Here is a 25,388-nt window from a genome sequence, read left to right as displayed (position 1 = left end):
CGCTCCGGGGCGACCTGCATGAGGTCGCGCAGCACGGGCTTGAGGAGCCGGGCGCGCTGGGCGGGGGCGGGCTTGCCGCGGGAGACGGCCAGAAGCAGGGCCGCGGGGGTCGAGCCGCTGAAGGGAGGGTGCCCCTCGACGGCGGCGTAGAGGGTGGCCCCCAGGGACCACAGGTCGGAGGCGGGGTGGCCTCGCGGTCGTTGACNGACCACAGGTCGGAGGCGGGGTGGCCTCGCGGTCGTTGACCTGCTCGGGGGCCATGTAGGCGGGGGTGCCGATGACCGCGCCGCTCGGGGTGAGGGTGACCTCTCCGGAGACGGAGGCGATGCCGAAGTCGGTGACCACGACCCGGTCGCCTTCCAGCAGGATGTTGGCGGGTTTGATGTCGCGGTGCACGATGCCCGCCTGGTGGGCGACCGCCAGCGCGGCGGCCATCTGGGCGCCGATCCGGGCGACCTGCGTTTCCTCCAGCGGGGTGCCGTTCTTGATGAGGTCGGCGAGGGACTGACCGTTGACCAGTTCCATCACGATCCACGGCAGTCCGTCCTCGTCATCGAACTGGTCGTAGACGGTGATGATGTTCGGGTGCTTGAGCGCGCCGGCGGCCCGGGCCTCCCGCTCCATGCGTTCCACCAGCCGGTCGTGCAGCCGGGAATTCCGGCCCATCTGGGGTTTGAGCTGCTTGAGCACGACGTCCCGGCGCATCCGCTCGTCATGGGCCCGCCAGACGGCGCCCATTCCGCCCTCGCCCAGCACCTCCAGCAGTCGATACCGGCCGGCCACGAGACTGTCCCTGTCCCAACCCATGGCCGGTAGACAACCACGCCGAACGGCTTAGCGACGGAGAATTCCGACGAGTGTGATCAATTCACCGAAGTCGGTGAACGGCCGATGGGCGCGACACCGGCATCGCCCGCCGTATGCGCCGGGCCTTTTCCACCATGCCGTTTCCCTGAGCGGGGAGGGGCCCTCGCGGTCGGGAACGGTGCGGTGACCTGTGCAGACTCGGCAGGGCCGCCGGGCTCTCCGTCCTGGGCGCCGGAGACCGCGCGTGGAATGAAGCCCGCCGTGCGGTGCCTGGTGCCCACCGGTGAGAGCGGGCCTTTCCACACCCGTTCCACTCGCTCACCGGCAGGGCGGTGCACTTCCGCTGCGAGCAGGCCGCGCACCCGGCGACCGGCGCCGTGCGGCTCCGTATCGGGACGCGGACTTGCTCCCGCTGCGCGGACCCGCGGCCGGACCGAGAAGCCCGCTGGCTATGCGGCGAGCTCGACATGACAGTTCTCCGGGCGCCGGTCTGGAATGGCGCCGAAGCCGGGGCCGCCTTACTGTCAAGGTCTGGCGTGATCCCATCGGGGTGACCGTCTCGGTCACCGATCCGGGACCTTACAAGTCGCGTGTGCGTCTCCTCGCCGGCTTCGACGACCTGGCCGCTCTGGCCGAGTCCGACTGTGGTCTGTTCGCCATGGCCGCCCTCGCCACTTCCTGGTCGTGGACCGGCGCCCTCTGTTCTCGCACCGTCCTCGCCGCCTTCGTCGTTCCGGCCCCGCCTGACCGGCCATGGCGATGGGGAGTGGTGCTATTCCGGCTGCCCAAAGAAACTTCTTGCAAGGCACAGGCCGTGGCGTATGCGACAGGAAAACTCCGCAGACCATGAGGTTCCACCTCGACGGTGTACCTGCGATCACTGCGGTGGCGCGCCGGAAGATGTACCGTTTGCGGCTCAGACCGGGATACGGCTGATCAGCTCGTCGGGATCGGTCCGGGCGAGGAAATGTTCGATGCGGCGCGCTGAGGCCGGCAGATAAGGGCGGTATTCGGCGACGGACAGCACAAAGGTCCAGGCTGTGAGCCGGTCGGGGTCCAGAGCCTCATGACCGTGCAGCTCCTCCAGCCGGCGCTGGATGCTGGTGGGCCCATCCTGGACGGCGACCCAGAGGGCGGCGGCCTCAGCGTTCAGGTCGTCGACCGCGCCGAGCGGATCGATGGCGAACCAGCCGTCCGGCCCGTGCAGGATGTTCTTCGCCTGAAGGTCGGCGTGCAGCACATGCCGGATGGTGGTGGAGCGCAGCAGCACGTCGAGGACTCGTTCGGCGTCCTTGATGGATTCGGGGGAGGCGATATCACTCGCATAGCGGGGGTCGGCGAAACGCGCTCGGGCCCACTCCAGCCGCATTTCGATGACCTCGGCCATGTCCTTGAGCGGGGGAGGCGGGGGTGGATCGGGGCGATGGTCGCCGCCGACCCGATGCCGGCGCATGACCCCCGCGGCGGGGGTCGGCCGGCGGAACCTTGCGGATCGGTCCGGAAAGCGACCGTGCGCGTCATCCGGGAGCAGTCCGGGCGGGAGGCGTTCAAGCGATGAGGAGGGCGTGTGCGGGCGAGGGGTTTGAGCCTGCTGAGGGAGGCCGAGGAGATCGCGCGAGGGATCACAGATGCATGGGAGCGATCAGAGGCGCTGGAGGACGTCGTCGAGGCCATGGCGCTTTATGACGTCGCCGAGGCCGAACGCGTCGCCTGGAGCGCTCCCGAGAAGGACCGGACGCGGGCGCTGCTGAGGGTCGTCGAGGGCGCGGTCGGACATGATCTGGACGGGGCCGAACGCATCGCCCGGACGATGCCCGCGGGGGAGGAGCGGGTGCAGGCCTTGGCGCGGGTCGCCTGCAGGCTCGGCCTGCAGGAGTCCGCGCGGGCGCTGCGTCTGCTGGAGGAGGCCCGGCGCATCGCCCGCTCTCTGCGCGATGACAAGGAACGGGCGGACGCGCTGTATGAGGTCGCCAGAGCGCTGGCGCGGCATGCCCCGAGCGACGCCGGCAGGCTCGCCAAGAGCATCACCCGTACCAGCGGCCGGCGCCTGGCGTTGCGGGACGTCGCCGAGGCGATGGCGGAGAAGGACCCGAGGGCGGCCGAACGCATCGTGGGCGACCTCGCCAGATGGGCCGATGAGAGGACCCGGAGGATGGTGGTGCAGCGGGCCGCCGAGGTGGTGGCCGCCGTGCACGACGTGTCCGAGGCCGCACGTCTTTTGAGCTCCATCGACGATGAGGAGGAGCGGTCATGGAGGCTGGCGCGCGTCGTCGAGTCGGCCGCTCCTCGGGATCCGGCCGGAGCCGAACGCCTCGCCCGCACCATCCCCGACCGCAAGGACCAGATCCACGCGCTGTGGTCCGTGCTGGACGTCGTGACCGAGCGCGATGCGGCCGAGGCCGAGCGCGTCGCCGGGAGCTTTCCGGGCGACGATCCACAGCGAAGGCTGTGGCGGGTCGCCTTCGTCCTGGCCCGGCATGACCCGGCGGAGGCCGAACGGCGGGCCCGCATGCTGCGCGACGGTCGCGACCGGTCCTCGGCGCTCCGCGCCATCGCCGAGGCGGTGCTGGAACACGACCGGCGCCGGGCGGCCCGCCTGCTCGCCGAGGCCGAACGCGCCGCCCGCGGCGCCTCCCGCCGGGGGACGGGGTCGGTGGAACTGCAACTGATCGCACCGCTGGTGGCCGCGTGCGACCCGGCGGAGGCCGCACGCATCATCGGCGACATCGGCACTCAAGAGGCGCGGGACGCCACGAGGGAGGAGGCGGCCGGGAAGGCGGCCGCCTACGATCCCCCCGGCGCCGAGCGCCTGGCCCGGACCACGGAAGACCCCTACCACCGGGCGTGGAACTTGCGGACGGTCGCCGTCGAGGCCGCCCGCCACCGCCACCTGGCCGAGGCCGAACGGATCGCCCGCGGCATCACCGAGCACCCCTGCCTGAGGGCGTGGGCCTTGGCGGGCATCGCCGAGGTGCTGCTCCGAGCATCGGGCGACGCGCCCGCCTCCCCGGACCCGGTGTGAGGGCGCTGCTCGGCTCCCACGCGCCGGCCGCACCGCCACCGAGGAGAACGGGAACGGGTGCTCCCCGCTCCCGCCTCGGCCTCACCGCGTCGGCCAGGGGAGGAACTCGGCCAGCAGGGCTGCGGCGGCGCCCACCAGCAGCACCCCCGAGAGCCCCAGCAGCCGCCGCCGGTACCAGGTGAGGTTCAGCCGCTGCCTCACCGAGCCCAGCAGCAGCGCGAGCGCGGCCTTGCCGCCCACCAGCGTCAGGTAGAAGCCGATCAGGAAGGCCGCCCCGCTCACCGGTGCGCGCTGCCAGGCGGTGGTCAGGATCGGCCCGCCGATGCTCATCCAGAACAGCCACGGATGCGGGCTGAGCAGGTTGACGACCACCCCCTGCCACAGGGCCGCGGACGGCGGCGGGTCGTCTTCTCCCTGCGGGCGGGGAAGGTCGGCGCTCCGCGCCTCCCGCAGCGTCGAGACCCCGAGCGTGAGCACGAACAGCCCGCCGGCCACGCCCGCCGCGGACAGCGCCCATCCGGGCACCAGACTGAGCACCGTCAACGCCAGCGCGATCACCGGAAGGTCGGTGACCAGCGGCGAGGCCGCCGCCCGCATCCCGGCGGCCCGGCCGCCGCGCATCGTCGTCGAGATCACCAGCGCCAGCAGCGGCCCCGGGCTCACCCCGGAGCCCAGCCCGATCGTCAACCCCAGGACCAGTTCCCGCACCGCATCCGTCCTCGCTCATGCGCTCTCGTCCCGCGCCCGCTCCCCGGCGGGCGTGAGGACGGCCCTGCCCGGCCGCCGTGATCGTAAGAGAGCCGCGGGCGCGTCACCCGATGCGGGCCGGCCGGACCATCGGCGCGGGCCGAGGCGGCGGCCGTTCGGCGGGACCGGAGGTGAGAAGTCGATGACCTTTGGGAGAGCCCATCGGAACGGCCTGGCGAATCGGCCGCCGAAATGACTCGAGTGACGGCTGCGGATGTTCGTTCCACCAGGTCGCACCCGGTGAGAAACCGCCGAATCGGCGGGCGTCCGACAGCCTTCCGCCGGGATTTCCCGTTCGAGGGAGGGGGGATTTCCCGGGGACGACGGGGGGATATGGCGGAATCTCCGCAGGATTGTCGGCGGTGCATGTCAATCTGCGGGTGTTCCCGAGTCTGCGGAGGGTCCCATGGACGCGTCATCGCCCGATGGTCCGGTGTCTCGTGGACCGCATGTGGCCGTGCTCGCCGGCGGAGCCTTGATCGCCGGACTGGTCGCCGGCGTGGTGGGCGCCCTGCTCGTCCGCCTGGTGATCGTGTACTGGCGGTGGGTGGTCGCACTGCTGGTCCTGGGGGTGGTCGCGGCGGTCGCGATGGCCGTGGCGGTCGTCCGGCAACGCCGGGCCGAACGGGAACGGGAACGGCGGCTCCGGGAGATCGCGCATCTGGAGCGGGTCGACGTGATGACCGGTGAGGAGTTCGAGGAGCTGACGGCCGAACTGCTGCGCCGGGACGGTTTCCGTTCCGTCCAGGTCGTCGGCAGGACCGGGGACCGCGGTGTGGACGTGCTCGCCACGACCCCGGACGGACGCGACGTCGCCCTCCAGTGCAAGCGGCAGAAGAAAAAGGTTGATGCAGATCGCGTGCGCAACCTGATCGGCGCCCTCCAGGTCACCTACCCCGGCCGCCTCGGAGTGCTGGTCACCAACAACGACTTCACCGCTCCTGCCGTCGAGGAGGCCGCCGGCCGGCTCCTCCTCGTCGACCGCGCCCGCCTGGCCCGCTGGATGGACGGCGACCCCTTGCCCCTGTGAGCGATCGCGCGCGACCGCGTCCGGCCGCTGCGTCTTTTCCGACACGCCGTTTCCATGGGGCGCGTGTGGATGCGTCGTCGTCGGGGCATGGCGGTGGCCTGGGACGGGACGACAGCGGGCAGGAGACCCTGCCCATGGTCGCCGCAGCCGCAGCGCACGGCTGGCGTCGGCGGCGGGGTAAGGGGGCGGTGCTCCCCTGATGCGGTCGCCGGTTCGACGTGGCGGGTGGTGCCGGCCGTGGCGAGATCGCCGGGTCGGTGGCGGGCCTGGGGGCTTGTCAGGAGCTCAGGGCCGCGGCGCAGGAGGAACAACGGGTGGTGGCGACTCGGGAGGTGTCGCCTTCGGTGGCCCTGGCGGGGTTGGCGGGGCTGATGCGGTGCCACAGGCCGGGGTCGGGGTCGGGGATCCAGCCCCATCCGTTGTCGGGGTCGCGGACGTGTTCTTCGGTCATGTGGCCGCAGGCGCCGGGGATGTGGGCCATGTTCTGGCGGGAGATCAAGATGGTGTCGGGGGCGAAGCCGGACCAGCCGCCGCTCTTTCCGTGAGGACGGCGGGACGAGGAGAAGCTGAGGTCGCAGGCGCAGCCGAGCCCGATGGTGAGGCCGCACTTCTCACACTCGGTCATGATCGTTGAGCCTAGCCGCCCGCCTGCAGGGAGCGCGTGGACATGGCGCATCGGCTTCCTCGCGGGCGATCCGGGGGATCTGCCGGGGAACTTCTCGCCGGAATTGCGTGCCCGCGCCGCCGACCCGGCGTCCGCCGCCGTTGCTCTGCCGCGGATGCGGCCGGAGGGCGCCCGCCTCGCCATAAGGCAGCCCGCCCGGAGGCCGAGCACACAGAGGGTTCCTCGTCGCGGTCCCGGCGGCAGCGACGAGCCCACCCCGCCGCGCGTCCTGACAGGCCCGGAACGGCTGGATCCCGGCGAGCGGACTCTGGAGATCTCTGGAAAGTCTGGGCCCTTTGCTAGCGTCCCGATCATGCAGGACGATCTGGACGCGCTGGAGGACCGGATCGCCCAGCTGCGCCGGGCGGTGCGCGCCGCCATGCGGCGGCGGGACACGGTCCGGGTCCGGGAGCTGCGGGCCGAGCTGCGGGCAGCCGAACGCGCCTGGGACGAGCTCGCCGACTCCCTGGAACGGGCGGGGGAGCCGCCGCCCGAGCCGGTCCCGCCCCCCGCGCCGCTGCTGCCGGCCCGCGAGCACGTCCACCAGGTCCTCACCCTGCTCGGCGTCCCCGCCGCGCCCAAGCTGATCGGCGCGGTGCACCGGGCGTTCTTCCCCGGCGAGCTGCCCCCCTCCCGGCTGGCCAGCCTGCGCCGCGACGAGGAACGCTCCTACCGCTCGGCCCCGGGCGCCCGCCCCTACTACCTGTGCCCGGCGCTGACCCACGACCTGCTCGCCCCGGCCCGGGCGCTGATCACCGTGAGCTCCTGGCCGCTGGAACGCCGGATCGTCGGCCCGCTCAGCCCGCGGGTGGACTTCCTGCGCGCGGCGGTCAAGGTCGCCGGCGCCGCCGTCGCCCAGCAGGGGCTGCACGGCTCGGCCGCCGGAGACGTGGAACGCCTGCTGCGGAGCTTCGCGGTGAGCATCCCCGGGGCGATCGCACCGCACCCGCGGGGCCGGCCCGGTCCGGTCGACCCGGACCTGCTCGCCCGGGCGGCCGAGACCGAGATCGCCGTCCACGCCGACGCCGACCGGCGGACCCGGGCCGACGCGGCGCGGCGGGCCCGCCGTCAGCTCGGCGAGCATGAGCGGCTCTTCGGGGCCCCGTTGCGGGTCATCCCCGGCACGGCGGCTCGCGGCTGACCGATGCGCGCGTCATACTCCCCACCGATCCCGACGACCACTTAGGCCACTACCGTGAACGAACTCGACACACGGCTCGCCGCACTGCGGGGCGGCACGCCACCGGTGAACTTCTCCGCCCGCGCCATCGCCGGACTGACCGCCAATCCCGGCTGTGCGCGCCGCGCCCTGCTGGACGCCTCCGGAGCCGACAAGGGCCTGATCTCCGCCCGGGTGGGCTTCCCGGTCCGGTTCGGGCAGTCCACGTTCGCGCTGGCCCGCGGCCGTGCGTTCGAGGAGCAGATCAAGGCGAACGGCGCGGCGCAGCTGCTGGCGCTGCTGCGCGAGAGGCTGGGCCTGGCGATCGAGGAGGCCTCCTATCTGACGCTGGAGGACGTGGGCGAGCACACCGGCCGCGAGGTGCGCGCCGCCCACACCGCCAACCTGCTGCTGCGCGCCGCCCGCGACCCCGACGACGCGGGCACGCTGTTCGACCATCCGATGCTGCGGCTGACCGTCGCCGGGCACACCGCCTACCTGGAGCCGGACCTGGTGGCGTTCAAGGTCGGCGGACGCTTCCACGTGGTGGAGATCAAGTCGTTCGCGGTCATCGACGGGCAGGTGGACAGCGAGCAGGTCACCGCCGCCGCCCGGCAGGCCGCCGTGTACGTGCTGGCGCTGCGGGAGCTGCTGGCCGACCACGACCTGGACCCGGAGATCGTCTCGCACGAGGTGCTGCTGGTCACCCCGGCGAACTTCGCCAACACCCCGGTGGTGTCGGTGCTGGACGTGCGCAAGCAGCTGGCCGCGATCCGCCGGGTGCTGGCCCGGATGAGCCACATCGAGACGCTGCTGGAGGACCTCCCCGAGGGGGTGACGTTCGACCTGGCCCCCGACGCCGAGGGCAACCCGACCCGCGACCCGGCCGAGCTGTCGGCCGCCCTCCACCAGGTCCCCGCCCGCTACCGGCCCGGCTGCCGCGCCCACTGCGAGCTGGCCGCGTTCTGCCGCGAGGAGGCCCGCCGCGACGACTCCCTGGACGTCTTCGGTCCCGCCCTCAGCGGCCTGCTGGGCGGCGTCGACACCGTCTCCGCCGCCCTGTCCCTGGCCGACGGCTCCCGCCGTCCGGCCGAGGAGGAGGCCGACATCGCCCGGGCCCTCCGCCACGCCGAGTCCCTGCGGTGCAGCCTGCCGTGAGCAGCCTGCTCGTCGCCCTGGAGAAGCTGCACGCGGCGCGCTCAGGGCATGCGCGGCCGCTGCGGCGCAAGCGGCACCACCATCTGGTGGACGAGCCGCTGGTGATCGTTCCGTTGAAGCTGGCCGGCGAGGCCGCCGCGCCGCTGGGCTGCGCGGTGGGCACCGACCCGGACGACCCGCTGCTGCTGACCGTCCCGCAGCCGCGCAACCGCGACCTGCAGCACGCGTTCTTCCTGGAGCTGGCGCGGGTGGTGCTGGACTACATCGCCGCCCGGCAGACCGAGACCGAGGAGGTGCTCTCCCACCGCAGGGACGAGCCTCCCCGCCTCCGGTACGCCGACGCCCCGCAGATCCTGACGCCCAACCGGCCCGCCCTGGAGTATCTGGGGCTGCTGGGGCGGCTGACCCGCTTCCAGGAGACCGAGGACGAGGTGCCGCTGCTGGGCCGGTGGCTGACGTTCTTCGCCGACCGGGCCGAATACCCCGGCTCGTCGCTGGCGCTGGCGATGACCGACCTGCTCACCGCCCAGTGGGCGACCGGGCAGAGCGAGCTGGAGGACGCCAATCTGGCGATGCTGCTGGCCTGGATCTGCCCGCCGGAGGGGATGACCGGGGCGCAGGCCGCCCGGGCCGCCGAGGATCCGCTGGACTTCCCGCCCGCCGGCCCGGCCACCGACCCCGAATTCGACAACCTCGTCCTGCAGCCGGCCGTGCACGGCTATGACCGGGCCGCCGCGGCGGGGGACCGGGTGGCGCTGGCGCGGGCGGAGGCCAAGATCCGCGAGGCGGTCGCCTCCCAGCTCATGCCGACCTGGCGGCTGATGTGGAAGGGGCTGGAGCGGCTGCGGGCACTGCCGGAGGCGCCGCACTGCGAGCAGCGGTGGGCCGCCGACCGCGACCGGTTCACCGGGCATGTCGACCACATCGCCGAGGGCGGCCCGCCGCAGCCCCGCCACGATCACGCCGTGGCGGCCGCGGCCCGGCTGGCGACGCTGGAACGCGCCCAGGGCCGGTTCGAGGCCGAGCAGGCTCTGGACGACCCGTTCGTGCTGGCCGAGCTGCGGACCCTGGGGGAGGCGTTCGGCGGCACCGTGGTGGACCGCGAACCCGACCGCACGGAGGTCAGCCCCAAGGGGCGGGTGCTGCTGCGTCCCCGCCTCACCGTGCGCACCGAGGACCCGGTGCGCATCGAGCACGACCAGACCTACGTGTCCCCCGAGCGGCCCCGGCAGACCGCCCGGATCCGCCAGGTCGTCGACGACGACTCCGGATGCCTGCTGGTCCTGGACGTCATCTCCGGGATGGGCACGCCCAAGAGGCCCGCCCCCATCCCGGAGCTGGGCGAGACCGTCTGCTACACCCGCGCCCCGGCGCAGTTCGGCGGCCAGGAGTTCCCGGCGCCGGAGGAGACCCCGTGGACGCACGGCGGCCCGCCGGCCGACCTCGACGAACCGCACAGGGAGCCGGACCAGTGAGCGGAGCCGGACCGGTGAGCAAGGACCCTTCGGAGGCGTCCAAGGAGGCCGTCGAGGCGGTGCTGGCCGACATGGCCCGCGCCGGCGACGGCGACCGCGGCGTGATCGTCGACTCTCCGCCCGGCGCGGGCAAGACCACCCTGGTGGTGCGGGCCGCGCGGGCGCTGGTGGAGTCCGGCGAACCCGCGATGATCATCGCCCAGACCAACCACCAGATCGACGACCTGCTGGAACGCCTGTCCGCCGAGCTGCCCGACGTCCGGTTGGGCCGGCTGTCGGCCGAGACCTATCTCCCGCCCGACGCGGTGCGGAGCCTGCCGAACGTCGCGATCGACACCAGGATCGACGGCCTGGCCGACCGTCCGCTGCTGCTGGGCACCGCCGCCAAGTGGGCCCGGGTCCGCGACCATCATCGCCGCTGGACCATCGTCGACGAGGCCTACCAGATGAGGTCCGATGCGCTGCTGCTGGTGGCGCACCTGTTCGATCGGGGGCTGTTCGTCGGCGACCCGGGCCAGCTCGACCCGTTCACCGTGGTGGAGACCACCCGCTGGACGGGTCTGTCGTATGACCCGCGGCTGAACGCCATCGACGTGCTGCTGGCCCACAACTCCTCCCTGCCGACCCACCGGCTGCCGGTCTCCTGGCGCTTGCCGGCCTCGGCGGCGCCGCTGGTGTCGCAGGCGTTCTATCCGTTCACCGGGTTCCGGGCCGGGACGGCGGAGGGGGAGCGGCGGCTGGAGTTCACCGCCTCCGGGCTGCGGTCGGCGCTGGACGAGACGCTGGAGACGGCCCGGGCGACCGGCTGGGCGCTGCACGAGCTGCCCGCCCGCCACACCCTGCGCACCGATCCCCAGGTCGCGGAGGCGGCGGCGGGCCTGGCCGCCCGGCTGCTGGCCCGCGGCACCGTCGCCTACTGCGAACGCCACCCCGAGGGGCGTCCGCTGGGGCCGCGGGACATCGCCGTCGGCGTGGCCCACCGGGACCAGGCCGACCAGATCCGCCGGTGCCTGGCCGCCGCCGGCGTCTCCGGCGTCACCGTGGACACCGCCAACCGGCTGCAGGGGAGGGAGTTCGAGGTCGTCATCGTCGTCCACCCGCTGTCGGGCCGGCGTGACGCCACCGCCTTCCACCTGGAGGCGGGGCGGTTGTGCGTGCTGACCTCCCGCCACCGTCAGGCCTGCATCGTGGTGGCCCGGGCGGGCATCACCGATCTGCTGGACGCCCACCCCTCCACCGATCCGCTCCACCTGAACGTGCCCGTCAAGTTCCCCGACGGGTGGGAGGCGCACCAGACGGTGCTGGCCCATCTGGCCGAGCACCGCGTCGTCGCCGGGTGACGCACCGGTCGGCGGCGGGGGAGCGCCGGTCCTCGCCGCGGCGCGCTCGTTCCTCGGCCGCCAGCCGGCTCACCGGGAGGCCGCCGCGGTGAGGCGGGGGTGCAGGATCGTCGACAACCGCTCCAGCAGGCGCGGATCGATCCGGTAGTAGACCCAGGTGCCGCGCCGTTCGGAGTCGACGAGCCCGGCCTGCTTGAGCACCTTCAGATGGTGGCTGATCGTCGGCGCGGTCAGCTCGAAGGCGTCGGTCAGCTCGCACACGCACACCTCGCCGTCCCGGTGGCAGGCGATCAGCGACAGCAGCCGCAGCCGCACCGGGTCGGCGATCGCCTTGAACAGCGGCGCCAGCTCACCGGCCTCCTCTTCGCTCAGCGGCGCGCACACCGGCGGCGGGCAGCACGCGCCCGCGGGCGCGTCGGCGAGGGCGGCGACCGGCGGCTCTTGATTCGACATGTCTCTAATTTGACATCCGTCTAGATAGGGGCGCAAGCTGAGGCTGACCGCTGATTAGACGTTCTTCGAATCAGCGACTGGACCTTCGACGTCCGGGAGGAAGCCATGTCCCGCATCCAGCTCGCCCTGCGCGTTCCCGACCTGGAGGCCTCGATCGCCTTCTACAGCAGGCTGTTCGGCGCCGAACCCGCCAAGATCCGCCCCGGCTACGCCAACTTCGCCATCGCCGAGCCGCCGCTCAAGCTCGTCCTCATCGAAGGCGCCGGCGAGGACGCCACCCGCCTGGACCACCTGGGCGTGGAGGTCGAGGAGCCCGCCCACGTCGACGCCGCCGCCCGCCGGCTGGAGGAGACCGGACTCGCCCCCGTGGCGGAGAAGGACACCGCCTGCTGTTATGCGCTGCAGGACAAGGTGTGGGTGACCGGCCCCGGCGGCGAGCCCTGGGAGGTGTATGTCGTCAAGGGGGACGCCGACGCCTTCGACAAGTCCGAGGCCTCCGCCTGCTGCACGACGCCCCGGCCCTCCGACGTCGCCGAGGGCACGGCGGACGCCGCACCCTCGGCGGAGGGCTGACCGCTGCCGCCGCCGACCCTCCTGGGGGCACCGCTTGGGCCCGCGCGCCCGCCGATCCGGTGCTCGGGCAGGCGTGAACGCGGCCTCCCGCCGCCGGGCCGGAGGGGCGCCCGGCAGCGGGAGGAGACGGCGGGGACCAGGACCGACCCGCCGCCCGGCGCCCGCTCCCGGCGCCGGACCGCTCCTGCGGCCGGGCGCCCGGCGCGGGCGGCGGTCATGATCTGAGCCTCGCCCACACGATCTTGCCGCCGGATGGCAGCGGGGTGACCCCGCAGGCGGCGGCCAGGGCGGTCACGATCGTCAGGCCCCAGCCGCCGTTGTCGTCGAAGTGCTCGGGGCTCAGATCCAGATCCTCGGGCCGCAGCTCGATCACCGGGGGAGGGTTGCGCGGAACGGTGGGGTCGGCGTCGCCGACTCCCAGCACGATCCCGGTCGCGTCCCGGCGGCAGTGCACGACGATCCGTCCGGTCGGCGGAGTGACCGCCAGGGCGTTGGACATCAGCTCGGCCAGGATCAGATGCGCGTCGTAGCGGGCGTCCTCTCCCAGGCCCCAGGTGCGCAGACGCTGCTCCAGCAGACTCCAGGCCAGCCCGACGCTGGCCGGTGAGGCCGCCATGGGCATCCGCACCTCGACCGGGGTCACGGGGCTCGGCCCGGCCGTCGGGTCGTCGGTCGGATGACGGGCGTTGGCGGGTCTGCCCTGCGCCGGCGGTCGCATCGTGATCACCTCCACGCCGCTGTGTATTGATGCGAGTACGCAGAGGATTCATCGCTGGTGGGGACGTTGGTACGCCATCCGTGGGACGTCTGGGACGTTTCTCAAGTAGCATCGAAATTCGTCCTGGACGTCCTGAAAAGGGGGACAGACGTGGCGAACGTTGCGCTCCGTAAGGCGATGGCCGATGCGAAACTGACAGAACAGCAACTTGCCGCCATCTGCGGTGTGGACGTCAAGACGGTGATGCGGTGGGTGGCGGACGAGACGCGCCTGCCCCACCCGCGTCACCGCTGGGCCGCCAGCGAGGCCCTGGGAGTTGAGGAAACCGTGCTCTGGCCAGATACGATCCGCAAGAACGTCAAGACCGGCGCCGACCGGGAAATCCTCGCCGTCTACCCCTACCGCTCAGCGTGCCCGAAGTCGGTGTGGCGGGACCTCATCACCGGCGCACAGAAGGAGATCACTTTCGCCGGTTACACCAACTACTTCCTGTGGTTGGAGATCCCGAACCTGGTCAACACATTGCGTCGCAAGGCCCAGCGAGGTTGCCGCATCCGTTTCCTGATCGGTGATCCCGACAGCGAGGTCACTCGTCGCCGTGAAGAGGTCGAGAACGTTCCCCTGACGGTGAGCACCCGTATCCGCATCACCTTGGAGGAGCTCACCAAGCTCGCAGACGTCCCCGGTGTCGAGGCCCGCTTCGGCGACGATCACATCGCCATGAGCGTCTTCACCTTCGATCAGCAGATGCTCGTCACCCCCCACCTGGCCGACCTGGTGGGCCACGACTCGCCCATGCTCCACCTGCAACGCCTCCAGGATGACGGCCTGTACGACCGCTTCGCCCACCACGTCACCCATCTGTGGAATCGGGGACGTCCGGTGCCTTCTGTGTCGAAGGCTTGACGAGCGGTCCGTTCCGGGGCGACCCCGCCGCATCGAGCGCGGCATCAGCGCTTTTGCCCACCATGTGGTCGGCGACAAGCGTCGCCGTCGATTCCGGTGGTGGCGAAAGAAGGTCTTGAGCTTGGAGAACAGGGGACCTGGAGGAGAGGAGTGCGATATGCGAACTCCGGAGCCGCTCCACATCGCCTGGCGCAAGAGCAGCCACAGCGGCAACACCGGCGGCAACTGCGTCGAGGTTGCCCGTCCGGAGGCCAACGTCGGTCTGCGTGACTCCAAGAGCCCCGATGCCGGGCACCTCGCCGTCTCGAACAAGGCCTTCGCTGCCCTTCTGGCCCGCATCAAGCGCAGCGAGCCGGTCGCCTGACCGGCGCGCTCTCGAGCCCGCCTCACGCGGGGCCGGGGTTGCAGGGAGGACTTCCCGACCCGCTCGGCTGCAGCTCACGGGCGAAGAGGGAAAGGGGCCTCTAGGCACATGCGGGCCATGCAGCGCCGCAGGCCGAAGCCGCTCAAACGACGCGGTCCGGAGTGCCCGGCCGCACCGTTTCCGCATGGGGAGTGACGGTCACACCGAACCGGGTGATGCCCACCCTGCGTCCAAGCGCAGCTCCCGAAGCCGGTCGGCGAGAGCCCGTCGCGCCGCTGGGCGCTGGGGGACGGAGAGGAAGCGGACACGGCGAGGTTCAGGCGGGCCCGGTAATCCTCGTGATCGATCCCGCGTTCCCAGGCCGCTTCGAACGCCGAGGCGCACAGCTTGATCACGGCCGGGTCCGTGGTGATCTCCTTCTGCCGAGGGCGCCCCTCGCCGTCGACGTGGTTCCACAGCACCAGCTCGCCGTCGAACAGCCAGAAGTCGGTCCCCGGAAGGCAGAGATCACAGGCCCGCCGCCGAGGCGGCCAGCGCACTCGCTCGCCCGACGGCCCCGCCCGTCGTGGACGGGGCCGCCGGACGCCGGGTTCGTCAGGCGAAGTAGCGCAGGTAGACGTAGCCCCACGCCATCAGGGTGGTCAGCAGGGTGACGATGATCCCGTACCGGGTGAACTCCCAGAACGAGATGCGCTGACCGTTGCGGGCGGCGATGCCGAGGGCGACCACGTTGGCGCTGGCGGCGACGGCGGTGCCGTTGCCGCTGAAGTCGGCGCCCAGGGCGAAGGACCACCACAGGGCCCGGCCGGTGCCCGGGTCGGGGGCCTCGGCGGCCAGGCCCTCGACGATGGGCGCCATGGTGGCGGTGTAGGGGATGTTGTCGAAGAACGCCCCCAACACGGCCGAGCCGAACAGCAGCGCGGTGGCCGCTCCGAAGAAGTTGTCGCCGACCGTCTCCACCGCCCAGCCGCCGAAGGTCTCGATGACCCCGGTGTGGACCAGCCCGCCGACCATCACGAACAGGCCCATGAAGAACACCAGGGTGGGCCACTCGACCTCTTTGAGGACGTCGTTCACCTCGGTGCGCGCCACCAGGATCATCGCGCCGGCCCCCAGCAGGGCGACGATCGAGGGCTCCACGTGCAGCACCGAGTGCAGCCCGAAGCCCAGGATCACCAGGGCGAGCACCGCCAGGCAGCGTGCCAGCAGCGCCCGGTCGGTGATCGCCCGGCTCTCCTGCAGGGCCATCACCTCGGCGACCCGGTCGGGGTTGTACCGGAACGACCTGCGGAACAGCGGCCAGCACAGCAGGGTGAACGCCGCGAAGATGATCACCACGATCGGCGTCATGTGCACCAGGAAGTCGTTGAAGCTCAACCCGGCTCGGCTGCCGATGATGATGTTGGGCGGGTCGCCGATCAGCGTGGCCGCGCCGCCGATGTTGGAGGCCAGCACCTCGGCGATCAGGTAGGGCTGGGCGGGGATCTGGAGCCGGCCGCAGACCACCAGGGTGACCGGGGCGACCAGCATGATGGTGGTCACGTTGTCCAGGAACGGCGAGGCGATCGCGGTGATGGCCATCAGCATCACCAGCAGCCGGTAGGGACGCCCGCGGGAGCGTTTGGCGGCCCAGATCGCCAGGTAGTCGAAGATCCCGGTCTGCTTGATGATCCCGACGATGATCATCATGCCGAGCAGGAGGAAGATGACGTTCCAGTCGATCCCCTCGTGCTCGGAGAAGAAGACCTCATCGCCGGGGATCAGCCCCAGCAGCGCCATCGCCCCGGCGGCGATGAGGACGACCTTGACCTTGTCGACCTTCTCGGTGGCGATGAGGACGAAGGCGACGACGAAGATGGCGAGGGCGGCGGTGGCGCTCAGCGTCATCGGCCCCGCCCCCTCGAGGCCGTCAGTCCTCCGGGACGTCCGGTGTGCTCAGCGCCAGGCTGCCCAGCAGCCGTTCCAGGGTGACGGCGCCGGTCAGCGTGCCGTCCCGGTCCACCACGACCACCAGCGGAGTGCACCGGCGCGCCATGAGCGCCGCGACCTCCAGCAGCGTGGCGTCCTCCCGCACCGTGGCGGGGCGGAAGTCCCGGCTGTCGAGGAAGTCGCCGATGGTGAGCCCGCCCAGTTCCCGCCAGAACAGGTCGGCATGCGCCTCGTCCACGGTCCGGGCCAGCGCCGGGTCCTCCTGGTAGGAGTTGGGGACCAGGATCCGGAGCACCTGTGTGCCGGGCACCACCATGCGGGGGCGGCGGCGTTCGTCCACCACGATCAGCCCGGGCAGTCGTCCCAACGCCATGACCTGCACCGTCCGGGCGACCGGATCTCCCGTGGCCACGGTCGGCACCTGGATGGCGATATCGCGTGCTTGCATGTCGTCCTCGCGGGGAGTGGACGTCCGTGATGACCCGGGCAGCCTGCCCCATCTCCGCGCCCGATGCGGCGGGAACACGCCGGTCGCCGGGCGGAGCGAGCGTGAACAGCGCGGCTGGAAGGCGGAGCAAGGCCATCACTGCTCGTACCGGCTCCCGTCGTGCCTGGGGGTCGTTGAGACGGTGATGTCAATGCTCACAGGCGTTCCTTCCTCGCTGCTTACCGGTCTGCCGGTACAAGACTTCGGAACGGACGGGCAGATCGGTATGGGTGATAACCCCTATATGTCGGCAGACGGAACATGCATCCCTTATGACCGATGAACCTCATGAGTGTCCGCCTAGGGTCGACGATCCTCTCAACGCGCGTGTCGCCGAGTGAGGGCATCGTGACTTTCCGTTTTCACGGCGCTGATCCGCGGGAAACGTCGCGCTGATGTGGTGGACCGGCGTACGGCCCCCACGTCACGGAGAGGACGATCGTCATGGGCGACACCCCTCAGCAGTCCCTCTACGAATCCATCGGAGGTGAGGACGCGCTGATCGCGGTGGTCGACGACCTGTACCGCCGGATCCTCGCCGACCCCTTGCTGAAGGACTTCTTCGCCTCGTCGAACATGTCCCGGCTCAAGGGCCGACAGGTGGAGTTCTTCGGTGCGGCCCTGGGCGGGCCCATGACCTACACCGGCGCCTCGATGCGCCAGGCGCACGCCGGGCTGGGCCTCCGCCCCGAGCACTTCGAGGCGGTGGCCGGGCACCTGACCGGCGCGCTGGCCGACGCCGGCGTCCCGCAGGAGACGATCGACGAGATCATGAAACTGGTGGCGCCGCTCGCCGACGAGATCGTCACCGCCCCGGCCGCCGCCGGCTGACCGCTTGCCGCCGGGCGGACCGCCGCGCCCGGCCCGGCCGCCGCCGCGTCCGGCCTTCGCCCGCGGGGCGGAGCGGGACGGCCGCGGGGAACGCCGGATCGCGTCTGGAACGGGCCCGAACGAACACCGGCGTGGACGAACCTGAACGGACATCGGCGGGCCCGAACGGAAACGGGTCCGAACGGAAAAGACGCCGCCCCGCCGGCGCACCGGCGGGGCGGCGTTCGGTCGCCGCGGCGTCACCAGTTCTTGTGCTGGACCCGGCCGAGGCGGCAGAAGGTGCAGTCGCCGCTCAGGAAGTCCGTCGTGCGGCGGAACTCCTCATCGCCCAGATGCCAGCGCAGCCAGGCGGTGATGATGTGCTGGCCGTTGCGGGTGGCGTAGATGTGGTCGGTGTCGTCGAGGATGGTGAACCACACCGGGACGCGGGTGTTGCGGTAGTCCCGCTCCATGTTGGAGGTGGCGAAGTCGCCGTCGCCGCCGATGTAGAGGGCCGGCTTGCGGAGGTTGTCGGGGCCCCGGCCGTCGAAGGAGCCGCCGGCCACGTGGACGGTGGTGCTCAGGCGCGGATCGTCGGCTGCATCGAACGTCCCCAGCGACCCCCGGGAGTGGCCGCCGAAGGCCACCTCCGACAGGTCCAGCTTCTGATACAGCGGGCTGGTCGGCAGAGAGTTCTGGGTCTGCAGCCAGTTGAGCGCGTTGACCATGTAGCCGCCGTCGCTGGAGGAGACCTCGCTGTAGACCACGAACCCGTGCGAGGCCCACTGCCGCAGCATGTCCTCATAGTCGGACGGGGTGGATCCGGCGCCCGGACCCCAGACGAAGATCGGGTGGTCCACGCCGTCCCGGCCGAGGTCGGCCGGGTACACCAGCCACCCGTTGCGGCGGGGACCGGCGAACCTGTCGATGGTCACCGAGTAGGGGCCGGGCTTGGTGACGTCGCTCACCGGCGGCAGCGAGCCGCCCGGCGGGTTCTGGTCGTCGCCCTCCTCGGCCGTGACGAGCACGTCGTCGACGGTCAGGCTCTCCAGAGGGCTGTTGGCGTCCAGCGAGAACCGCAGTCGCAGGCTGCGGCCGTCCACCGAGGCCGGCAGGCGGAACGACGTCGAGCCCGAGGCGGTGCGCCCGGACTCCAGCGTGACGTACGAGCCGCCGTCGACCGAGTAGGCCACGGTGAAGCTCTCCCCGAGGTCCAGCCCGGTCGCGGTCCGGTGGTAGGAGACCGTCACGCCGCTGTGGCCGGTCAGGTCGATGGAGGCGGAGGTGATGGACGCGTCCGACAGCGGCGATCCGCTCAGCCGGGCGCCGTAGCCGCCGGTGGTGACGGGACCGGTGGCGGTGAAGGAGCCCAGGCCGTCGGAGAAGTCCTCGCTGTAGACCGTGGTGGCGGCGGAGGCCGGGGCCGTGAGGGCGCCGGCGGCGCCCGCGGTCATGAGGCCGATGGCCACGGCGCCGAGCATCCGTAGTCGTCTGCTGAGGCGAGACATGTGAAGATCCCTTCCGTCCGCGCCGACCGATCGAGTCGGCTCCTCGTCGCGGCGGGGGCGTGCGCCGCCCCCGACCGCCGCAGATTCGGACTGAAACCGGCTCAAGGCCGATTCAAACCAGAACGTCCGGCGCGGAAATCGGGGAAATCACTGGTATGCCCTGCTCTGCTCGGGCCTTCGGACCCGTGCCGGGTGATTCGGCCTCTGTGCGTCGTGACGCCGTCCGGGGCGATGCGCCGGACGGGGCGCCGGGGCGCGGGGAAGGACCTCAGTCCCGGGAGTCCGTGCGGGGCCGCACGATCGCGACGGGGCAGTGGGCGTGGTGGATGATGCCGTGGCTGACCGACCCGAGCCGCAGGGCGCGCAGCCCGCGCCGGTCGTGGGAGCCGACGACGACCAGGTCGGCCCCCTGCGAGGCGAGGGTCAGCGCGTGCACCGGATGGTCCCGGACGATGTCGACCGCCGTCTCCACCTCGGGATGCCTCTCGCGCAGCGGGGCGGCGGCCTGCTCGACCGCCTCCCGGAGGGATTCGTCGGTCCTGTCGGCGTCCAGCTCGTCGACGATGCGGGCCGGGGGCCGCCAGCCGTGCACCGCCCGCAGCCGCGCCCTGCGCAGCGCGGCCGCCTCGAAGGCGTACTCGAGCACGGCCTCGCCCTCGACGGTCGGGTCGATCCCGACGACCACCTCCCCGTGGGACGCGTCGGCCTCCCCGCGCACGATCACCACCGGGCCGGGGATGTGACCGGCCACGTGCAGCCCGGTCGACCCCAGCAGCAGGCCGACGAAACCGCCCACGCCGTGGGAGCCGACGACGATCTCGAACGCGCTGTCCGCCCGCTCCCGCAGGGCCTGCTCCGGTGACCCCGCCACCAGCTCGGCGTCGACCTCCAGCCCGGGCCGGCGCCGGCGGGCCAGCCGCTCGGCCTCCTCCAGGATGAGGCGCCCCGCGTTCTCCAGCGAGGCCAGCAGATCCGCCGAGCCCACCATCACCGCCGTGCCCATCCCCCAGGTCTGCACCGCGTGCAGGATGCGCAGCGGCCGGTCTCTCAGCGCCGCCTCGTCGGCGGCCCAGGCGACGGCGTGACCGGCCCCCGGAGAGCCGTCGGTGCCGACGACGACGGGTGCCGCGGAGGGCCGCGAAGGCTGCGCCATGACGTGCCTCCAAGCTCGAGGACGGGACCGGGCCGCCCGTCCGACCGGGCGATGCCGGCAGGGCCGCCCCGCCCGCTCCGGCGACGGAGCCGAGCGGCCGCCCCTGCCTCTGCCGAGGGCGTTCCCCCGACGGGGCGAACCTCACCGCCGGCCCCGGAGCCTCGAGACGGCGCGCGGCGGAGCACGACGGCCGGCGGCCCGCCGCAGGGCGCCTCACGCCGGCCCTGCGGCGCGCCCGATCAGCGGTCCTCGCCGGCCGGATCCACGCTCGGAAGGGGCCGCCGGCTCAGGCGAACGGCTCGACCTCCTCGGCCGCGCGGGCGTCGTAGCGGGCGCGGGCGGCCTCGATCTCGTCGACGTGCCGCTCCGCCCAGAGCACGAACGCGGTCACGTTCTCCAGCAGGGTGCGGCCCAGCTCGGTGAGGGAGTACTCGACGCGGGGCGGCATCACCGGATACATGGTCCGGGTGACGATGCCGTCGCGCTCCAGGCCGCGCAGCGTGACGGTGAGCATCCGCTGGCTGATGCCGTCGATCTCGCGCTTGAGCTGGTTGAAACGCTTGGTGCCGTCGCCGATCGTGGCGATCACGTACAGCGACCACTTGTCCCCGATCCGGTCCAGGATGTCGCGGGCCCGGCACTGGGACGGCGTCCACTCCGCCTCTGCGGCCTGCACGGTTACCTCCAGGTGACCAAGGCAGAAAAAACTGCCTTCTTGTGCCGTGGTGCAGCCTCTGCCCAGGATGAAGACGGTTCCGGAACAGAACTGTCCTATCGATGGGAACCTTCTTACCTTTCGTAACCCAAGGAGACAGCATGTCCGCCGAGCTTGTCGAGATCCCCGGGTACGTCGCCGGAACCTGGGTGGTGGACCCGGTCCACTCCGAGGTGGGCTTCACCGTCCGCCACCTGATGATCAGCAAGGTCAAGGGCCGGTTCGCCGTCTTCGAGAGCCGGATCGTCACCGCCGCCGACCCGCTGGACTCCAGCGTGACCGCCACCATCGACATGGCCTCGGTGGACACCGGCAACGCCCAGCGCGACGACCACCTCCGCAACTCCGACTTCTTCGAGGTCGACGAGCACCCCACCGCTGCTTACCGCTCCACCGGCCTGCACCGGGAGGGCTCGGGCTTCCTGCTGGAGGGCGAGCTCACCCTCAAGGGCGTCACCCGCCCCGTCCCCCTCCACCTGGAGCTGCACGGCTTCGGCCCCGACCCCTACCTGGACGACCCGTTCTCCGGCGCCCGCCTCGGCCTGACCGCCACCGGCGAGCTCGACCGGACGGACTTCGGCATCGACTACAACGGCCCCATTCCCGGCGGCGGCGTGGCCATCGGCGAGAAGGTCCGGCTCACCCTGGAGATCCAGGCCGCCCTCCAGACCGACGCCGCCGCATAGCCGCCCCCACGGCTCATCCGCCCTCGCCGCCCGCCCCCTCGGGGCGGAGACGGCGGGGGCCGGCCTGCGACGGGGGAGGGGGACCGGTGCGGATCGGACGGCCCGCGGCACGGGCGGCGCGGGCGTACCAGGAGGCGGCCAGGACGGCGGCCAGGGCCAGTTCGACCAGGTCGCCGCCGTAGTACATGAGCCGGGCGGCGGTGCGCAGGTCCGAGAGGCCGTAGGCGGTGCCGGGCGGGGGAGCGGCGTACAGGGACTTGGCCAACGCGGCGTGGGCGGCTCCGGCCAGGAGGAGGGTGACGGCGCGCAGGGGGAGGCCGCGGCGGTGCCGGACCGGGTCCAGCTGGCAGACGGCGAAGGTGAACAGCAGGCCCGCCGCCACGATGTGGACGTGCAGCAGGGCGTGCAGCGCCGGATGACGGTGGGCGGCGGCCAGGAGCGGCGTCCGGTACATCAGCCACAGCCCGCCCATGTCGAGCACGGCCGCGACCGGAGGGAAGGTCAGCCACCGCGCCGGAGCGGAGCGGGCCGCCGCCAGGAGGGCCCGGCGGGGCGGGCCCCCGGGACGCAGCGCCCGCAGCGCCAGGGTGAGGGGACGGGCCGGCACCAGCAGCACGGGCGCCGCCATCCCCGCCAGCAGATGCTGCAGCATGTGCACGGTGAACGGCCCTCCCGGCAGCGTCCCGTCGGCGGCGACCGCGATGAGCGCGCCCCCGGCGGCGAAGGACAGATCCCGGTGCCGGGGCCAGGCGTCGCCGCGGCCGCGCAACCGCGCCGCCCCCGCCAGGTAGGCCGCCACGGCCGCGAGCACGACGGCCGTCGCGAGCAGCCGCCCGCCGGCGCCCGCACCGTGGTGGTGGGTCATCGCCGGTTCGCCCGCACGGTCAGGGCCGCGCCGATGCCCAGCAGCAGCAGCGCCGCGGCGTTCCAGGCCAGGTCGTAGGGCAGCAGGTCGGGCACGTCGTAGCGGATCTGGTGCAGCCGCAGCAGCTTGTGGTCGACGATCCCGTCGAAGAGCTGGAAGCCGCCCGCGCCCAGGAACACCCCCGCCCAGGCGTGCCCGCCCGCCAGCATCCCCCGGCGGCGCAGATCCGCCCACCAGGCGAACCCCGCCACCAGCCCCAGCAGCTCGGCGGTGTGCAGCAGCCCGTCGGTCAACAGCCCGATCGCCGGCGTGGAGCGGTCATAGAAGTGGTGCCAGCCCAGGATCTGGTGGAAGACGATCTCGTCCACCGCCGCCATCACCGCGATCCCGATCAACGCGGCGGCCGCCATCGACCGTCTCGGCGCGCCCATCGTCGCCTCCCTCCCCGCGGACGCCGAGACGCCTACCCGCCGCCCGCGCCCGCCATGTCCGCGACGACGTTCACGGCGATGCCCACGGCGATCTCCACGGCGAGCGGGCACGGCCCGCGGGGCGGGGCCCGGGCGGCCCGGGGCTCGGGGCGACCGCACCCCGCGGGACACGCCCCGGCGCGACCTGCCCGTCCGGGGCTCGAGGGTCCGTCATCCGCGGCGATCCCCCCCGGTGGACGCTCCCCGGCGGACGGCGCGGGGAGCCCGCCGGTCGGCGTGGTTTTCTCCCGGGTCGCCGGGCGCCGGAACGGCCGTCCGGAACGGCCGATCCCAATGAGATGATCTTGAAACTCGGAGGCGGGACCGATGGGCCGGAACGCCACGATATGCGATCATAAAAGCGCAGGAAGTGACAGGATTCGGGCATGGAAGTCAGGTCTGGGCGTCAGCCAACGATCGCCGATGTGGCACGGCTGGCCGGAGTGCCCACGGCTACCGTCTCGCACGTGCTGCGCGGCCGTAACCCCGAGCGGGTGCCCGAGCAGATCCGGGAGCGGGTGTACGCGGCCGTGCGGCGGCTGGGATATGGAGACCGGCGCGTCGGGCGTTCGCCCTCGCCCGAACGCACCGACCTGGTGGTGATGCACGCCTGGACGCAGGGGATGCTGCGCAGCGGCCTGATCGCCGCGGAGCTGGCCCGGCTGGGCTCGAAGCTGCGTGAGGCGGGGTACACGTTCATGCTGCACGACGAGCCCGACCTGCAGGGACTGCGGGCCGCCCGGGTGTGGGCGCAGCTGCGGCCCGCGGCGGTGATCGCCGAGACGGCGCAGTTCACCTCGGCCGCGGTGGAGACGCTGCAGGCCGCCGGGACGGTGCCGATCGGCATCGGCCGCGAGCCCTCGCCCCTGGTCCCCACCCTGGTCCTGGACGACTCCTCGCTGGGGGAGGCCGCCGCGACGCATCTGCTCGCCCAAGGCCGCATCAACCTGGCGGTGCTGCTGCCGCGCGCCCCCGGCGCCCGGGTGTACGCCGAGGCCCGCTACCGGGGGGCCGAACGCGTCGCCACCCGCCACGGCGCCCGGATCCGCCGCGTCACCATGGCCGAGTCGGCGGACGACGCCGCGGCGCTGGTCCGCGAATGGACCAAGGGCGATCACCCCGACGGGGTCTTCGCCTGGCACGACGGATACGCGGGCCTGCTGCTGGGCGCCCTCCTCGACGCGGGCCTGCGCGTCCCGGACGACATCGCCCTGGTCGGGGCGGGGAACGACGCGGTGTGCGAGATGCTGCGGCCCCGCCTGACCTCGGTGGGCGCCGTCCCCTCCCCGCCCGGCGCGGCCCCCGCCGTGCTCGCCGCCCTCGAGGACCGCTGGGACCCCGACCGCGCCGTCGTCTCCTTCACCCCGCGGCTGCATCGCCGCGACACCTGACCCGCGGCACCCGGCCGCGGCCGTCCGAGGCGCGGCCGCCCGACCGCGACGCCCCGGCGCGGGCCGGTCGCCGCGGTCAAGGGCCCATGGTCGAGCGGCGCGGCCACGCGTGGCCGTCGGACGTCCCTTCGGCGTCGCGTCCGGGTCGCCGAGCCGTCGTCGGCGGCCGGGACGCCCGAGGGGGAGCCGGGGCGTCGGTGGGCGATCCGCGCGCCGTCGCCCCGCCACGCTGCGTGACCGGCGCAGGGGGTGTGTGCGCGGGCACAACACGGCGTGCTTTCTGTGCGACATGCACAAAACGTTTGGTGCATGACGCATGAAATGACCTGTTCGGGCTGGCGTATTTGTGCAAGTGGTGGGATCCTCGCGGCGTGCGTCACCGATCGTTCCCGCCCGTGGCCTGCAGGCCTGCCGCGGGCTCGAAGCACGGCGGTGCGCGCACCGTGACGGGGGACGGATGCGTCGTCACCCCCATGCCGGGAGCCGAAGGGGACAGGGGCCAGCCATGCCGGAAGCAGTGATCGTCTCGGCCGTGCGCTCGCCGATCGGGCGGGCGAACAAGGGCTCGCTGGTGTCGATCCGACCGGACGACCTGGCGGTGCAGATGGTGCGCGCCGCCCTCGACAAGGTGCCCGCCCTCGACCCGCGCGACGTCGACGACCTGATCATGGGGTGCGGCCAGCCCGCCGGGGAGTCCGGCTACAACATCGGCCGCGTCGTCGCCGTGCTGGCCGGGCTGGACGGGGTGCCCGGCACCACCGTCAACCGGTACTGCTCCTCCAGCCTGCAGACCACCCGGATGGCGTTCCACGCCATCAAGGCGGGCGAAGGGGATGTGTTCATCTCCGCCGGGGTGGAGACCGTCAGCCGCTACGGCAAGGGCCGCGCGGACGGCATGCCCGACACCAAGAACCCTCTGTTCGCCGACGCCCAGGCGCGCACCGCCAAGGCCGCCGAG

At 72.5% G+C, this 25,388-nt stretch carries 26 protein-coding genes and 1 pseudogene; 13 read left to right on the top strand and 14 right to left on the bottom strand.

Annotation, left to right across the window (positions count from 1 at the left end):
• Positions 1 to 285: 285 nt before the first annotated feature.
• Both EIO00_RS25940 and EIO00_RS15705 read right to left on the bottom strand, forming a co-directional pair.
• A pseudogene (locus EIO00_RS25940) lies at positions 286 to 738 on the bottom strand (serine/threonine-protein kinase); the annotation flags it as partial.
• Between the two features lie 985 nt (positions 739 to 1,723).
• Positions 1,724 to 2,260: an aminoglycoside phosphotransferase family protein gene (locus tag EIO00_RS15705; RefSeq protein WP_140179667.1), complete on the bottom strand. Its 537-nt coding sequence runs from the start codon at positions 2,258 to 2,260 to the stop codon at positions 1,724 to 1,726.
• Between the two features lie 129 nt (positions 2,261 to 2,389).
• On the opposite strand from EIO00_RS15705, the gene EIO00_RS15700 reads away from it, so the two are divergent.
• Positions 2,390 to 3,829 (top strand): coiled-coil domain-containing protein, encoded by a 1,440-nt coding sequence (locus EIO00_RS15700; RefSeq protein ID WP_140179665.1) that lies wholly within the window; start codon positions 2,390 to 2,392, stop codon positions 3,827 to 3,829.
• An 81-nt stretch (positions 3,830 to 3,910) separates the two neighbouring features.
• On the opposite strand, the gene EIO00_RS15695 is transcribed toward EIO00_RS15700, so the two are convergent.
• On the bottom strand, positions 3,911 to 4,537 hold the full coding sequence (locus tag EIO00_RS15695; RefSeq protein WP_140179663.1) for a LysE family translocator: 627 nt from the start codon (positions 4,535 to 4,537) through the stop codon (positions 3,911 to 3,913).
• A 490-nt stretch (positions 4,538 to 5,027) separates the two neighbouring features.
• Here EIO00_RS15695 and EIO00_RS15690 point away from each other — a divergent pair, with 490 nt between their 5' ends.
• A complete protein-coding gene (locus EIO00_RS15690; RefSeq protein WP_140179661.1) occupies positions 5,028 to 5,606 on the top strand; it encodes a restriction endonuclease in 579 nt (192 codons plus the stop codon).
• A 277-nt stretch (positions 5,607 to 5,883) separates the two neighbouring features.
• On the opposite strand, the gene EIO00_RS25250 is transcribed toward EIO00_RS15690, so the two are convergent.
• On the bottom strand, positions 5,884 to 6,231 hold the full coding sequence (locus tag EIO00_RS25250; protein WP_241661387.1) for a hypothetical protein: 348 nt from the start codon (positions 6,229 to 6,231) through the stop codon (positions 5,884 to 5,886).
• Between the two features lie 352 nt (positions 6,232 to 6,583).
• Here EIO00_RS25250 and EIO00_RS15680 point away from each other — a divergent pair, with 352 nt between their 5' ends.
• From EIO00_RS15680 to EIO00_RS15665, 4 genes are read left to right on the top strand one after another with little or no spacing between them, the layout of a single operon-like run.
• Positions 6,584 to 7,411: a hypothetical protein gene (locus tag EIO00_RS15680; RefSeq protein ID WP_140179659.1), complete on the top strand. Its 828-nt coding sequence runs from the start codon at positions 6,584 to 6,586 to the stop codon at positions 7,409 to 7,411.
• Between the two features lie 54 nt (positions 7,412 to 7,465).
• A complete protein-coding gene (locus EIO00_RS15675) occupies positions 7,466 to 8,587 on the top strand; it encodes a hypothetical protein (protein WP_140179657.1) in 1,122 nt (373 codons plus the stop codon).
• Positions 8,584 to 10,062, top strand: coding sequence for a hypothetical protein (locus EIO00_RS15670; RefSeq protein WP_140179655.1), 1,479 nt, complete (start codon positions 8,584 to 8,586; stop codon positions 10,060 to 10,062). The genes EIO00_RS15675 and EIO00_RS15670 overlap by 4 nt, the downstream gene beginning before the upstream one ends.
• Positions 10,063 to 10,076: 14 nt before the next feature.
• Positions 10,077 to 11,402 (top strand): AAA domain-containing protein, encoded by a 1,326-nt coding sequence (locus EIO00_RS15665; RefSeq protein WP_241661377.1) that lies wholly within the window; start codon positions 10,077 to 10,079, stop codon positions 11,400 to 11,402.
• A gap of 69 nt (positions 11,403 to 11,471) precedes the next feature.
• On the opposite strand, the gene EIO00_RS15660 is transcribed toward EIO00_RS15665, so the two are convergent.
• Positions 11,472 to 11,855, bottom strand: a complete 384-nt coding sequence (locus tag EIO00_RS15660; protein WP_140179649.1) for an ArsR/SmtB family transcription factor — start codon at positions 11,853 to 11,855, stop codon at positions 11,472 to 11,474.
• Between the two features lie 105 nt (positions 11,856 to 11,960).
• On the opposite strand from EIO00_RS15660, the gene EIO00_RS15655 reads away from it, so the two are divergent.
• On the top strand, positions 11,961 to 12,428 hold the full coding sequence (locus EIO00_RS15655) for an ArsI/CadI family heavy metal resistance metalloenzyme (RefSeq protein ID WP_140179647.1): 468 nt from the start codon (positions 11,961 to 11,963) through the stop codon (positions 12,426 to 12,428).
• Between the two features lie 214 nt (positions 12,429 to 12,642).
• Here EIO00_RS15655 and EIO00_RS15650 read toward each other — a convergent pair whose 3' ends face one another.
• Positions 12,643 to 13,146 (bottom strand): ATP-binding protein, encoded by a 504-nt coding sequence (locus EIO00_RS15650; protein WP_140179645.1) that lies wholly within the window; start codon positions 13,144 to 13,146, stop codon positions 12,643 to 12,645.
• A gap of 150 nt (positions 13,147 to 13,296) precedes the next feature.
• Between EIO00_RS15650 and EIO00_RS15645 the strand changes: the two genes are divergently transcribed.
• Complete coding sequence (locus EIO00_RS15645; RefSeq protein ID WP_140179643.1) at positions 13,297 to 14,052, top strand: XRE family transcriptional regulator; 756 nt, start codon at positions 13,297 to 13,299, stop codon at positions 14,050 to 14,052.
• A 157-nt stretch (positions 14,053 to 14,209) separates the two neighbouring features.
• Positions 14,210 to 14,416 (top strand): DUF397 domain-containing protein, encoded by a 207-nt coding sequence (locus EIO00_RS15640; protein ID WP_140179641.1) that lies wholly within the window; start codon positions 14,210 to 14,212, stop codon positions 14,414 to 14,416.
• A 74-nt stretch (positions 14,417 to 14,490) separates the two neighbouring features.
• Here EIO00_RS15640 and EIO00_RS25820 read toward each other — a convergent pair whose 3' ends face one another.
• From EIO00_RS25820 to EIO00_RS15630, 3 genes are read right to left on the bottom strand one after another with little or no spacing between them, the layout of a single operon-like run.
• The gene (locus EIO00_RS25820) at positions 14,491 to 14,955 is read right to left on the bottom strand and encodes a DUF6879 family protein (RefSeq protein ID WP_338325934.1); all 465 of its coding nucleotides are present in this window, start codon (positions 14,953 to 14,955) and stop codon (positions 14,491 to 14,493) included.
• Between the two features lie 55 nt (positions 14,956 to 15,010).
• Entirely contained in the window at positions 15,011 to 16,297 is a 1,287-nt protein-coding gene (locus EIO00_RS15635) for an ArsB/NhaD family transporter (protein WP_140179788.1), read from the bottom strand.
• 28 nt (positions 16,298 to 16,325) lie between these two features.
• Complete coding sequence (locus EIO00_RS15630) at positions 16,326 to 16,793, bottom strand: CBS domain-containing protein (protein ID WP_140179639.1); 468 nt, start codon at positions 16,791 to 16,793, stop codon at positions 16,326 to 16,328.
• 483 nt (positions 16,794 to 17,276) lie between these two features.
• On the opposite strand from EIO00_RS15630, the gene EIO00_RS15625 reads away from it, so the two are divergent.
• Positions 17,277 to 17,663: a group I truncated hemoglobin gene (locus EIO00_RS15625; protein ID WP_140179638.1), complete on the top strand. Its 387-nt coding sequence runs from the start codon at positions 17,277 to 17,279 to the stop codon at positions 17,661 to 17,663.
• Positions 17,664 to 17,902: 239 nt separating this feature from the next.
• On the opposite strand, the gene EIO00_RS15620 is transcribed toward EIO00_RS15625, so the two are convergent.
• From EIO00_RS15620 to EIO00_RS15610, 3 genes are all read right to left on the bottom strand, one after another.
• Complete coding sequence (locus tag EIO00_RS15620) at positions 17,903 to 19,111, bottom strand: poly(ethylene terephthalate) hydrolase family protein (RefSeq protein WP_140179636.1); 1,209 nt, start codon at positions 19,109 to 19,111, stop codon at positions 17,903 to 17,905.
• A 307-nt stretch (positions 19,112 to 19,418) separates the two neighbouring features.
• Complete coding sequence (locus EIO00_RS15615) at positions 19,419 to 20,303, bottom strand: universal stress protein (protein WP_140179634.1); 885 nt, start codon at positions 20,301 to 20,303, stop codon at positions 19,419 to 19,421.
• Between the two features lie 286 nt (positions 20,304 to 20,589).
• Entirely contained in the window at positions 20,590 to 20,979 is a 390-nt protein-coding gene (locus EIO00_RS15610) for a winged helix-turn-helix transcriptional regulator (RefSeq protein WP_206664154.1), read from the bottom strand.
• 140 nt (positions 20,980 to 21,119) lie between these two features.
• Between EIO00_RS15610 and EIO00_RS15605 the strand changes: the two genes are divergently transcribed.
• Positions 21,120 to 21,704 (top strand): YceI family protein, encoded by a 585-nt coding sequence (locus EIO00_RS15605; RefSeq protein WP_140179630.1) that lies wholly within the window; start codon positions 21,120 to 21,122, stop codon positions 21,702 to 21,704.
• A gap of 13 nt (positions 21,705 to 21,717) precedes the next feature.
• Here EIO00_RS15605 and EIO00_RS15600 read toward each other — a convergent pair whose 3' ends face one another.
• Positions 21,718 to 22,569 (bottom strand): cytochrome c oxidase assembly protein, encoded by an 852-nt coding sequence (locus tag EIO00_RS15600; RefSeq protein ID WP_140179628.1) that lies wholly within the window; start codon positions 22,567 to 22,569, stop codon positions 21,718 to 21,720.
• Positions 22,566 to 23,000 carry a DUF2243 domain-containing protein gene (locus tag EIO00_RS15595; RefSeq protein ID WP_140179626.1) on the bottom strand — a complete coding sequence of 145 codons (435 nt, stop codon included), beginning with the start codon at positions 22,998 to 23,000 and terminating at the stop codon, positions 22,566 to 22,568. Before EIO00_RS15595 ends, EIO00_RS15600 begins: the two co-directional genes overlap by 4 nt.
• Positions 23,001 to 23,425: 425 nt before the next feature.
• Here EIO00_RS15595 and EIO00_RS15590 point away from each other — a divergent pair, with 425 nt between their 5' ends.
• The gene (locus EIO00_RS15590) at positions 23,426 to 24,430 is read left to right on the top strand and encodes a LacI family DNA-binding transcriptional regulator (RefSeq protein ID WP_140179625.1); all 1,005 of its coding nucleotides are present in this window, start codon (positions 23,426 to 23,428) and stop codon (positions 24,428 to 24,430) included.
• 505 nt (positions 24,431 to 24,935) lie between these two features.
• The coding region (locus EIO00_RS15585; protein WP_338325933.1) for a thiolase family protein at positions 24,936 to 25,388 on the top strand (453 nt) is incomplete at its 3' end.

The sequence above is a fragment of the Thermomonospora catenispora genome, from assembly GCF_006363815.1.
GTDB classification, from domain to species: Bacteria; Actinomycetota; Actinomycetes; order Streptosporangiales; family Streptosporangiaceae; genus Thermomonospora; species Thermomonospora catenispora.
This window is presented reverse-complemented; position numbering and strand designations above follow the sequence as displayed.

Excerpts from the sequence above, each read along its gene's own strand:
- EIO00_RS15600 (WP_140179628.1), bottom strand. The coding sequence starts at position 22,569 with ATGACCCACCACCACGGTGCGGGCGCCGGCGGGCGGCTGCTCGCGACG.
- EIO00_RS15650 (WP_140179645.1), bottom strand. The coding sequence starts at position 13,146 with ATGCGACCGCCGGCGCAGGGCAGACCCGCCAACGCCCGTCATCCGACC.
- EIO00_RS15625 (WP_140179638.1), top strand. The coding sequence starts at position 17,277 with ATGGGCGACACCCCTCAGCAGTCCCTCTACGAATCCATCGGAGGTGAG.
- EIO00_RS15605 (WP_140179630.1), top strand. The coding sequence starts at position 21,120 with ATGTCCGCCGAGCTTGTCGAGATCCCCGGGTACGTCGCCGGAACCTGG.
- EIO00_RS15655 (WP_140179647.1), top strand. The coding sequence starts at position 11,961 with ATGTCCCGCATCCAGCTCGCCCTGCGCGTTCCCGACCTGGAGGCCTCG.
- EIO00_RS15705 (WP_140179667.1), bottom strand. The coding sequence starts at position 2,260 with ATGCGCCGGCATCGGGTCGGCGGCGACCATCGCCCCGATCCACCCCCG.
- EIO00_RS15590 (WP_140179625.1), top strand. The coding sequence starts at position 23,426 with ATGGAAGTCAGGTCTGGGCGTCAGCCAACGATCGCCGATGTGGCACGG.
- EIO00_RS25250 (WP_241661387.1), bottom strand. The coding sequence starts at position 6,231 with ATGACCGAGTGTGAGAAGTGCGGCCTCACCATCGGGCTCGGCTGCGCC.
- EIO00_RS15615 (WP_140179634.1), bottom strand. The coding sequence starts at position 20,303 with ATGGCGCAGCCTTCGCGGCCCTCCGCGGCACCCGTCGTCGTCGGCACC.
- EIO00_RS15595 (WP_140179626.1), bottom strand. The coding sequence starts at position 23,000 with ATGGGCGCGCCGAGACGGTCGATGGCGGCCGCCGCGTTGATCGGGATC.
- EIO00_RS15640 (WP_140179641.1), top strand. The coding sequence starts at position 14,210 with ATGCGAACTCCGGAGCCGCTCCACATCGCCTGGCGCAAGAGCAGCCAC.
- EIO00_RS15630 (WP_140179639.1), bottom strand. The coding sequence starts at position 16,793 with ATGCAAGCACGCGATATCGCCATCCAGGTGCCGACCGTGGCCACGGGA.
- EIO00_RS15660 (WP_140179649.1), bottom strand. The coding sequence starts at position 11,855 with ATGTCGAATCAAGAGCCGCCGGTCGCCGCCCTCGCCGACGCGCCCGCG.
- EIO00_RS15680 (WP_140179659.1), top strand. The coding sequence starts at position 6,584 with ATGCAGGACGATCTGGACGCGCTGGAGGACCGGATCGCCCAGCTGCGC.